We start from the raw sequence: 11,268 nt of genomic DNA, 5'->3' as shown, positions 1-11,268 counted from the left end.
CGCCGCCGGAGCCTATTGCTCCAGCGTTGTCAGAATGCGGCTGTCCAGAGATAGAATTTGCGTTTCAACATTGCGGTCCTGCTCGCGCAAGGCCTCGGCATAACCTGCAGCGGATTCTGCCGTTGGGCGTATGGTGCTGAACAGTTGATTGTCGGTATGCAGAACGATCACCTTGCTTTTCCCCAGCGCGGTGTCATCGACCTGAAAGGCGATGCCGCCATTGTCTTGGCTTTCATCAATCGAATAGGCCACACGGACGGAAATTGGCCCGGACTCTCCGTCGCGCAGAGAGGCGATATCGTTGTCTTGGCGGGTGACGTTGGGCAGCAGGTGGAACACGTTGCCTGACACATCCAAGACCGAGACGGATAGATACCCATCCTGAACATCATCGGGCAGGTCGACATCGATGACCGGGTTTTGCCCGACAATGAAGTCTCCGGTCGGATTGGGGGCGTTGCCTTGCTCTCCGTTGAAGAACGCGATCGAGATATCGCTGGTAGGTGCCGAGGGCAGGAAATTCTCGATCAGACACAGGGTCGGGTTCAGTAGCGTGACCTGTTCAAGATCGATAGGGCGTGAACCAGCGAGGGCTGTCAGCGCGGTGTCCAACCCGACCAAACTGTCCCTTGAGGCCAGCGTTCCGCCAACCTTGATCGGTGTTTCGGGGCCGTAGCCCGTGCTGGGTGCGTCAATCAGTTTCAACGCGCCGCAATCGGCCAAGCCGGACAGGATGGGTCGGACCTCATCTGCGGACAGGAACAGCGATTCCAACTCGATATCTGCGGTCCCTTGTAGCCCAGCGGGCAGACCGGCGGAGTAGAGCTGCTCTAGCTCGGCATGCAGCGCCTGATCGGTGGTTTGTCCGGTCAGCCGGGCCTCATTGCCTTCGACCACGAAACGCCACTCGTCCAGATCCATGGCGGCGTCGATGACGCCAGTCACCGCTGTTCCCCAGGTGTCGGAAATGTCGCCCGAGGCCAATGTGAGATCAACATCGCCCCCTTCGGATGTGATCTCACCGGTCATGGCGTCCCTCACAGTCTCGGACGGAACAAAGCCTACGGCACGCGGGGCCTGACCGGGGCGCTTGTCAGCCACCAGAGTATAGGGTGATACGGTCGGGTATTGCGGTGCAAGGAAGCTGTCAAACAGTCCGCCGAAATAGCCACCGGCACCAATGCCAACGACCGCAAACGCGCCAACTATAGCCACCAGGCCTCCGCGTGAGGATTTAGCAGGCTCTGCTTTGGCGGGGGTGGCCTTGGGTTTCGGGTCCGGTTGCGTAACCGGGGCGACGGATGGCGCAGCGGCAGGGGCTGCGCGCGGGGCGATTACGGTCGCATCGTCCAGATCGTCTTGAGGCGTGGCCGATCCGTTCCGGGCCGCCGCCAGGGCGCGCAGGACATCGCTAGCGCTTTGGTACCGATCATCCGGGTTCGGAGCCGTCATCTTGTCTAGGATCGACTTCAGCGGTTCCGGTACGTCCTGAGTATTCAGCGGCTCTTTCTTGTTTTCGACCACTTCCAGCAGGTTGCGCCCGGCATCGGCTTTTTGCCCCCGGAAATTGGCCAGCAGCAAGGCGCCCAGTGAATAGATATCGGTGCGCTGATCGGTTTTGCCCGAAAGCTGCTCCGGCGCGGCATAGGCGTATTTCCCGGCAAACTCGCCGCCCACAATGGTTTCGGCCCCGGGGTTTGTGTCCTTGGCGATACCGAAATCAATGATCACGGCCTGCGCCGGATCGCCATCGCGCAGAATGATATTGTCTGGGCTCAGATCGCGGTGAACGATGTTGCGAGCATGGGCGGCTTCAAGCCCCTCGCAGACCCGTTTGCACACAGTCAGCACATCGCCCGCTGACATCGGCCCGGTTTTGAGTTTCTGGTCGAGGCCCGGCCCGTCCACATAGTCCATCACCAGATAGACATGCCCGTCGGCTGTTCGGTTGTTTTCAGAATAGCGGACAACCGCGTCGTGGCGGATGTCGCGGATTTCTTCCTCGCGGGTCAGCAGGACCAGATAGTCATCATTGCTGGAAAACTCCGCTTTCAGAACCTTCAAAGCGGCAAGCCGCCCCGAAATCTCGGAGCGGGCTCGATAGACGTCAGAAGTACCGCCCCGCCCAAGTATCGCTTCGATCCGATAGGTATTGTTCACCAGATCGCCCGGCTGAAACAGGTCGCCTGCGCGGGAGTCCGTCATGCTGTCCTCGGTTTAGTTAGAGTGGTGGTGTAATCAGCCGAGGGCCTGGAATTCAACGCGACGGTTTTCGTCGGCGCGCGGATTGTCCTTGTTCAGAGGTTCGGCTTCGCCCACGCCCAGCACCTCGAGCCGCTGTTCCGAGATACCGCAATCGCCGACGAGGAAGCGTTTGACCTCTTTGGCGCGCAGCAGCGACAGGTTCTGGTTGTATTCAGCCGAGCCTGCACTGTCGGTATGGCCGATGATCTGGAAGACGTTAACGTCCACGTTCTTCATCGCCTGACACAGCGAGGAAAGCTTGGGCTTTTCATCCTCGCGCAGCGCGGCAGAGGCGAAATCGAAACGGATCTGGATGTTGACCTGATCCTCGCTTGCGACCGGCTGGTATTCGGTCGGAGCGGCGGCAACGGTGGTTTCAGCTTCGGCCTCAGCCGTTTCGCCGGAATTCGACGGAACGATGACAAGGCCGCGCGTCTTCTGCTTGTTGAACGCGTCGGTGATTTCGTCTGCCGTCAACTCGCCTGACTGCGCCAGAGCAAACTGAGCGGTACACAGGACGGCGAATGCCGAGGTCCCGATGAACTTCCATGATGCAAATGCGGACATAACCCTAACCTTTCCGTGTTTGAGGGGAAGATTAGCCCCCCACCAGACGACCGACAATGAAGAATGTCACACAAGCGCTGGACATTTTTAGGTCAATAGCGTGACATCATGCGCCCAGCCTTTTAAGTTCATCTTATAAGGTGGCAGAATACAGGAAACATCAGGCAAATGCGCATCGTTCCGGCGATCATTCTGGGAGTGGCCATCATACTGGCTCCGATCATCTGGTACGTCTTTCCTTTGGTCGTTCCGCTTGACGAGAATTTCGAAGGTCCCGCCATCGACTCAGGCGCCCGGATCGAGATCGAGATGCTCAGCCAGCAGCTGGACGACATGCGCGAGCAGGTCGAACGGCTTTCGCTTGAGGTGTCACGCACCCAGAATGGTGCCGGGATCGTCCCGCAAGACAATTCGGCGGCGGATGACTATGGGTTTGATCGCTCGTCGCCCAATGAGATCATTGACGCTTATGCGCAGGTCGTCCTGATCGCCAACCGCAACAAAGTAAACCGGGAACTGGACTTGGCCGGGTCGTCCTTCTTGCGCGAAACATTCGGGCTACCGCGCGAGGATCTGACGGATGAATGCCAGTCGATGACCAACCCGCGGCTTGAAGAGCTTCTGGTGTTGGAAGAGGTCGGGCCGGTTCGGGTGCGGATGCTAAAACCTGCGGTTGATTCACTGCGGGCTGTATTCGAGAACATTCAACGCACCGACCCCGACCTTTATGCGCGTATCAACACGGCCGGTTCTTTGTGTGTGCGCCGTATTCGCGGGGCGACGTCTTCGGCCTCGGCTCATGCCTATGGACTTGCAGTTGACCTGAATATCGACGGTGTTCTTGATACACTGGGCGACGGTAAAACCCAGTTGGGTCTGACGATCCTCGCCGATTTCTTCCGGGAGGAAGGCTGGGTCTGGGGTGCTGCCTGGGGCCGTGAGGACTCGATGCATTTCGAGGTTAGCCGCAACAAGATCGAAGAGTGGCTCGAGGCCGGGATGCTCTGACCGCGCCTTTCTTGCGCTTTGTGAAGTCCGTCACAGACGCAATAGGGTGCAAAGTAAATAAAGCGCTATCTATTCCAAAGGGGGCTGCGGAATGTTGAGAACGACCTTGCCATGGTCCCTTCGATGGGATTTCCTCGATACGTTTCTGGCTCATTGGTTCGGACCGGTACGGGTAAAGGGTGTTTTTCTAGCATGACGCGGATCTGTCGTTTTCTGGTTTTGGCGTCCTGCGTCGCGATCGCGTCGACTGTGTTTTCCACGGTGGCGCAGGCGCAAAGCGCGTCGAACCTTGCCCCGTCCACCTTTCAGCCTCAGAACCAACGCAGCACCGGACCTGTGACCGTAGCGCGCGATCCGGGCGCGCCGGTGCCCGAAGGCGCAGACAGGCTGTTTGTGACTGTTGGTCAGGTGCGGATCGAAGATGGTCTGCCCCAGATGGAGGCGGCAAATGCGGCCTTCATTGAGCGCCTGACCGGCAAACGCGTGGCCGTGTCCGAGATTTTTGCCGCCACCAACCGATTGGAAAGCGCCTATACCAACGCGGGTTTTGTCCTCAGCCGGGTGGTCCTGCCGCAGCAGACCCTGCGAGATGGGGGCACGCTGCGCATCGTCGTGATCGACGGGTTCATCGAACGCATTGATGCCGAGAAAGTGCCGCAGCAGGCGCGTGAGCGGGTGGTGATGATAACCAAACCTCTGATCGGCAAACGGGGCATCAAACTGCAACAGATCGAACGTGCGCTATTGCTGGCCGGTGATACGTTTGGCGTGCGACTGGCCTCGACCCTGTCGGCGGGCGATGCGCGGGGCGGTACCATACTTACGCTGGATGGTGAGTTCAAAGAGATCACCGGCTCTTACGGCTTTGACAACACACTGTCGGATGAGCTTGGCCCGGGCAACCTGAACCTCGGCCTTGAGGTCAACGGCGCGCTGGAGATGGGAGAGACCTTCTATTTCCGCGTCGGCGGTTCGCCCAAGCGGTTCTTCTCAAGCGATGCGCAGTACCGGATCGCGGCAGCGGGGACGGTTTTTCCGATCGGTTACGATGGGATGACGTTCAACGCCGAATACACGCTGAGTGAGGCGCAACCGGATGCCGAGCTGGTACCAAATACCAGTAAATTCGAACGCTTTTCCCTGCGTCTCTACTATCCTTGGGTGCGCACACGGCGTCACAATCTGTCGTCGCAACTGATCCTGGACCGGATCAGCGACTCGCAGGATCTGATTGCCAGCTCAGGGTCGCTGCCGGTCTATGACGATGACCTCAGCGTCTTGCGGGCCACACTGGATGCAAGCTGGACCTATGACAATGGCGCGTTTCTGTCTGCCGGGGCAGTTTTGTCGCGCGGGTTGGACGCCTTCGGAGCCAGTGCCTCGGTCGGGGCGGGGGATACCCCTTTGTCACGGCAAGGTGCCAGCGCGCAATTCACCAAGCTTGTACTGTCCGCGCAGTATCAGCGCCCGTTGAATGCCAATTGGTCCGTGAACTTGAATGGCCGGATTCAATCCAGCTTCGGCGATCCGCTGGTCACGTCGGAACAGTTCAGTGTTGCCAGCTCCAGCGAGCTATCGACCTTCGACGCGGGCGACCTGCGCGGAGATGACGGCTGGGTCGCGCGGGCCGAGCTTGGCCGGTCGCAGCAGACGCAAGTGGCCGGCTTTCCGATCCTTTTCAAGCCCTATGTTTTTGGGGCCTACGGCGTGTTAGGTTTAGAACAACCCACTGTTCTTGAACAAGGCACAACCCGGGCATATGCCTACGGTTTGGGCTTTGATGTGTTTACGATTGAGGACTCGACCTATCGGTCCGGGTCAGTACGAGTGGAATATGGGAGGGGGGAACGTGATGACCTCGGGGAAGATGGAAACCGGTTCAGCATCACTGCCAGCCGCCGCTTCTGATGGTAGCGCAGCCATGACAGTCTCACGCCGCATTCTTGTGTCGGCCTCGGCCGTGCTATGGGGCACGACCGCGCTGGCGCAATCCCTCCCGACGGGAGGGACAGTGGCTGCGGGTGATGTTGCGATCAGCCAACCTAGCGGCAATCAATTGAACATCACGCAGGGGTCCAATGCGGCCATCGTGAATTGGAACGGGTTTTCGATCGGCTCCGGCTCGACCGTGAATATCAATCAGCCGGGTGCGCAAAGCGTGATCCTGAACCGGGTGACGGGGAATACGACGAGCCAGATCCACGGCCAACTGAACGCCAACGGGCAGGTGCATCTGGTCAACCCGAACGGCATTTTCATCGGTCCGAACGGCCATGTGAATACTGGGGGCTTTGTAGCCTCGACCCTGAACATCACGGATGATGACTTTCTGAACGGTCGTTATCACTACAACGGCAACGGAGCCTCAGCCGGGGTCGAGAATGCGGGTACGATTCAGGTTGTGCCCGGTGGCTACGCGGCCTTGATCGGCGGTAAAGTGTCAAACTCGGGTGTGATCCGCGTGCCGATGGGCAAAGTGGGACTCGGCGCGGGTGAGCACGTTACGCTCGACGTGTCCGGCGACGGGTTTCTACAGGTTGCGGTTCCTTCGAACAGTGATGACGCCGCGATGGAGGCTCTGGTCACCAATTCGGGCCGGATCGAGGCGGATGGCGGTGTCGTTCACCTCAAGGCCGCCAGCGCCCGTGATGCAGCGCGTCGGGTCGTGAACATGTCTGGCGTGATCGAGGCGCGCTCGGTCGGTGGCGTGTCTGGAGCAGTTGTTCTGGGCGGCAGCGGCGGGGCCGTACAGGTGACGGGCCGCATTGATACCTCGGCACGGGTGACACTGGTCGAGGCCTCTCCGCGCCCGGTGGCTCGAGATCAGAACGGTGGGTCGATCACAATTACCGGTGAAGCCATCGAATTGGCAGGTGCGGCTCTGAGCGCAGACGGTGCGGGCACTGGAAATGGCGGAGAGATCCGCGTCGGCGGTGACCTGCAAGGCGGCGGTGATCTGCAACGGGCCAGTACGACGCTGGTCGACAGCACAACGGTAATCAGTGCCAATGGCGGAGATCAGGGCGATGGCGGTCTGATCATCGTCTGGTCGGATGACTACACATCGTTCTCGGGGTTCAACTCTGCGCGCGGAGGTGATCTTGCCGGGGATGGCGGTTTTGTCGAAGTGTCGGGCAAGCTGGCCCTGAATTACGATGGCCTGACTGATACGCGGGCACCCTTTGGTGCATATGGCACGCTGCTGCTGGACCCCACGAATATCACGGTGTCTGACACGGCAACCGGTCCGGGTTCAGTCACGCCGGGTACAATTGAAACGAACCTTGGCTTCGGCAACGTCACTCTGACGACCGCAGGAAGCGGCACTCTCCAGCCGAACGGAGACCCTATCGACCTTGGTGGCGACGATTCACAGGTTGGCACGATCACCGTCGACGATCCGATCACGTGGGGCAACGGCTCTCGGCTAACGCTGCTTGCCAATGATTCGATCACGATCAATGCTGCAATCACCGCGACAAGCGGGGAGCTAGAGCTGAACGCCGCCACAACGATTGGTACCGGCACAGGTGGTACAATCAACGTCGATACCTTTACGCTTACGAATGGAGCCTGGTCACAGGTAAGTTCTACGCTTCCGAGTTTCTCGGCGGCAACGCTTGATATTGCGTCCGGCGCAACATTCACCCGTGCGCTCGGTGGCACTGGTGCCGCCGGGTCGCCATTTCTCCTGACGGATGTGTTTGGCCTTCAAGGCATTTCGGACGGCAACAGCTACGCCCTGGCCAATTCTATCAGTGCCGCGCCACTTAGTTCGTTCGATCCAATCGACTTTGCGGGTGGTACACTTGAAGGCAACGGCTTTTCGATAAACGGCCTCACCATTTCGACCAGTTCGTTCGGTGGCCTGTTCAACAATCTTGATGGCAACGTTCAAAACCTGCGCATCAACGGGGCCAGCGTTTCCTCTGGGGGCGGTGGTATCTTAGCGGGCACAAACGGCGGCACAATTTCCGGCGTTTCGGTATCCGGAAGCTTTTCCAGCAGTGACGAACAGGCCGGTGGTCTTGTTGGTTTCAACGATGGCACAATCATCGACAGTTTCTCGACAGCCAGTGTGACCGTCGCCACGACCGAGGCCAACTTGGTCGTCGCGGGCGGTTTGGTCGGCGAAAACAACGGAACCATAACTCGGTCTCACGCTACAGGAACCGTCAGTGGTTCTACGGCGGGTGATTTTTCCGTTGGTGGCTTGGTGGGTGACAACAACGGCCTTATTCAGGATTCCTATGCAACCGGAAGTGTCTCAGGCAGCAACCAGAGTTCAGCGCCCGGAGACTCGGCGACGCTCGGAGGCCTCGTAGGCTTCAACAATGGCGGCACAGTTGCCCGAAGCTATTCAACGGGCGGTGCCAGTTTTTCAGGTCCCAACACACCAACACTCGGTGGGTTAGTCGGTTCAAACTCTGGATCTGTTTCAGGTTCCTTCTGGAATACCGATACCTCTGGTCTGGCCACCAGCGCCGGGGGCACAGCACTCACCACAGCGCAGCTTCAGGATACCGTTGGGTTCTTTAACCTTGCGTCGGCTCAAGGTTGGGACTTTACCAACACGTGGGCGCCTGGAGCGAGCGGGTCAGAAGGCGGGACAAACCCACTTCACTACACGACCTCACCAGTCTTGTTTGTGGTGCCTGACACGCTTCTCATCCCCGAAGGTGAGGCTGAAACGACGACCGGCACGGGTACAATTTCTGGTGGCCCGTCTGTCTTTCGGTTCGGGCCGTCGGGTGACTCGCTGGATACGTCGCCGATCTTTGAGACTTTGACGTTTGCCAGCACCGAAAATGGGACCACGACTTATACCGTGGATACAAGTTCCCTCCTGAGTATCTCGGAGGTGTTCTATACCGTTTCCGCGCTGCCTGGCACGGCAATCATCGGGAACACTGTCATTCCGACCCCGCCGACCCCAACCATTGAAATCACCCCGACCGTGGATACAACCATCACCGGCGGCGGAGGTGGCGGCGGTGGCACTACGACCACAACGACAACCGAAGCAGAAGCGGCGCTAGGCACGGTCGAGAATGCGTCGCAGGACTTTGACGAGGTAATCTCTTCCTGTGCGGAACAGGGCAACAATGTCAGCGCCTATCTGGCCTGTATTGCCGATGCGATGGACGAATACGCCTCGGACCTCGATGCGATCGTTCAGGGTTTGCCGCCGGGTCTGGAATCCGTTGGCGATATCATCCGAGGTGCTAGTGCTGGTATTCGCGCAGCGGGCGAGGATGCGAACCGTCGTCTGGCACTTGCCACCACCGCTGAGGAGCGGGAGACGATCCGCCGCGAGGCAGTGCAGGAAGCCCGCCGTCAAATCCGTCAGGCGCAGCGCGAAATCCGCAAGGCGATCACATTGATACGAGCAACCGACCCCGAGCTTGTCAGTATCCAGAACCAGCAGGTAGATACAATCGTGGCAGCGGTTGGTCAGGCCGAGATTGGCCTGTCGCGCGCCATCGGTCTTTAACCCCATGGAGGCTCTGCGCCCATGTTCCTGATCCGTCTTTGCGCGGCCATGCTTTTGACCCTGTTCAGCGCTGTTGCGGCGCTGGCAGACAAACGTGTGGCGCTAATCATCGGGAACTCGGATTACCAGACCGTCGGGGCGCTCGACAATCCGATCAACGACGCCTCGGATCTGGCCATCGCGCTTGAGGGGCTTGGGTTCGACGTGTTCCTGGGTACAGATTTGACTCGGGATGAGATGCTGTCTCTGGCTGAATCCTATGGCGCGACGGCTGCGGATTCCGATGTCTCGCTGCTGTTTTATGCAGGGCACGGGTTTCAGGTGGACGGGCGCAATTATCTGGTTCCGGTCGATGCCAATCTGACCAGTGCCGCGGATATTCCGGAGCAGACCGTTGCGATGGAGGAGTTCGTATCGAGGATGGAGCGGTCCGACGGTATTCGTCTTGTGTTTCTCGACGCCTGCCGTGACAACCCGTTCGAAGACGGTGTGCTGAGCGTTGACGAAGGGCTAGCCCGTGTCGGCAGCGCGGCGGATTTTCTGTTCGCCTACGCCACGCAGCCTGACAACGTGGCCTTTGATGGCACCGGGCGGAACAGTTTTTTCACCGAAGCCCTGTTGAGCCATATTTACACGCCGGGACAGGATATCTCGGACCTGCTGATCTCGGTCCGCAAGGATGTTCTGGCGGCGACTGGCGGGCGGCAGATCCCGTGGGACAATTCCTCGCTGACGCGGCAGTTCCGGTTTGACAACAGCCCGGTGACGGCATCGGAAGAGACATTGCTGTGGCAGGTGGCGGCCAATGCGCAGGATGCCTCACTGATGCAGCTCTATATCGACCGCTACCCACAGGGCGCGCATGCCAATGAGGTTTTTGCGTTTCTGGATGAGGCCGGGCAGGGCGGCACCCAGACCCGCGCGCTGAGCGTCGAAGATCAGGACGAACAGGCCGAGCGTCTTTGGAAGCTGGCTCAACGCAGTCGGATGCGGCCTCTGCTTGAATTCTACCTAGAGCAATACCCCGATGGTAGCCACGCCGCGCAGGCGCAGCGGCTGATCGCCTCAATCCCACGACCCGAGGACAGCACGCCGGGCGGCATTTGTGAACGCCTCGCGACCCATCCCCGCGACCGCACGGCCAGTATCACGGGCGTTCCTTTCAGCCGGTTGCAGGAAAATGCGCTGACGGCCATTCAGGCGTGCAGCGCGGCGGCGGCCCAGTCGCCGGAGCTGTCGCACTATGTGGCGCTACTGGCGCGCGCGACGATTGCTGCGGGGGATGTGGAGCGTGCCGTGACCCTCTACAAACAGGCTGCTGCCGAAGGGGATTTACGGGCGATGGTGTCTTTGGCGCAACTGCATGAAAGCGGCACCGGCGTCCCTCAGGATATGGGTGCAGCGCTGGACTTGTACGAGCGCGCGGCGGCAGGGGGCAGCGCGGATGCCATGATCAACCTCGCCGTCACCCTGTTTGAAGGCCAGATCGTTCCCAAAGACGATGCGCGCGCCGTCGCGCTTTTGCAGCAAGCCGCTGACGGTGGGTCGGCCAAGGCGACGTTCAATCTTGGGGTGCTGGCGCAAGATGGTGCCGCAGGTGAGCCCGAACAGGCATTGGGCTACTTCCAGAAAGCTGCGCGTGATGGCGAATATCAGGGCTATCTCGCGGCCGCGATCCTTCTGGACGAAGGGCGCGGCGTGCCTCGTGATCCGTTGGAGGCCGCGCGCATGCTTCTGCGCGGCGCTGCTGAGGATAACGGAGCGATCCTCGATCAGCTGTCCCTCGCCTCAGACCAATGGTCGCGCGATACCCTGATGGAGGTTCAACGGCTGTTGCAAAAGGCAGGCTATTACAACAGCACCATCGACGGTGTGCCGGGGCCGAATTTCATTTCGGCCCTGCGGCAATGGCGCAGTGGTGGGTTCGACCCGATCATTCTGGCCGAGAACTGAGT

General features: G+C 59.7%; 6 protein-coding genes. 4 read left to right on the top strand and 2 right to left on the bottom strand.

Annotation, left to right across the window (positions count from 1 at the left end):
• Positions 1–12: 12 nt before the first annotated feature.
• Both ACR0C3_RS15055 and ACR0C3_RS15050 read right to left on the bottom strand, forming a co-directional pair.
• Positions 13–2,205 carry a serine/threonine protein kinase gene (locus ACR0C3_RS15055; RefSeq protein ID WP_480759207.1) on the bottom strand — a complete coding sequence of 731 codons (2,193 nt, stop codon included), beginning with the start codon at positions 2,203–2,205 and terminating at the stop codon, positions 13–15.
• 33 nt (positions 2,206–2,238) lie between these two features.
• Positions 2,239–2,811: an OmpA family protein gene (locus ACR0C3_RS15050; RefSeq protein ID WP_170639701.1), complete on the bottom strand. Its 573-nt coding sequence runs from the start codon at positions 2,809–2,811 to the stop codon at positions 2,239–2,241.
• Positions 2,812–2,979: 168 nt separating this feature from the next.
• Here ACR0C3_RS15050 and ACR0C3_RS15045 point away from each other — a divergent pair, with 168 nt between their 5' ends.
• From ACR0C3_RS15045 to ACR0C3_RS15030, 4 genes are all read left to right on the top strand, one after another.
• The gene (locus ACR0C3_RS15045) at positions 2,980–3,819 is read left to right on the top strand and encodes a M15 family metallopeptidase (protein ID WP_170675837.1); all 840 of its coding nucleotides are present in this window, start codon (positions 2,980–2,982) and stop codon (positions 3,817–3,819) included.
• A 192-nt stretch (positions 3,820–4,011) separates the two neighbouring features.
• A complete protein-coding gene (locus tag ACR0C3_RS15040) occupies positions 4,012–5,727 on the top strand; it encodes a ShlB/FhaC/HecB family hemolysin secretion/activation protein (protein WP_480759205.1) in 1,716 nt (571 codons plus the stop codon).
• Complete coding sequence (locus tag ACR0C3_RS15035) at positions 5,672–9,313, top strand: two-partner secretion domain-containing protein (protein ID WP_480759203.1); 3,642 nt, start codon at positions 5,672–5,674, stop codon at positions 9,311–9,313. Before ACR0C3_RS15040 ends, ACR0C3_RS15035 begins: the two co-directional genes overlap by 56 nt.
• A gap of 21 nt (positions 9,314–9,334) precedes the next feature.
• Positions 9,335–11,266, top strand: coding sequence for a caspase family protein (locus ACR0C3_RS15030; RefSeq protein WP_480759202.1), 1,932 nt, complete (start codon positions 9,335–9,337; stop codon positions 11,264–11,266).
• Positions 11,267–11,268 lie beyond the last annotated feature (2 nt).

It is taken from the genome of Ruegeria sp. CK3 (assembly GCF_056536565.1).
The sequence above is the reverse complement of the archived record's forward strand: the minus strand, read 5'-3'. Positions and strand labels throughout refer to the sequence as shown.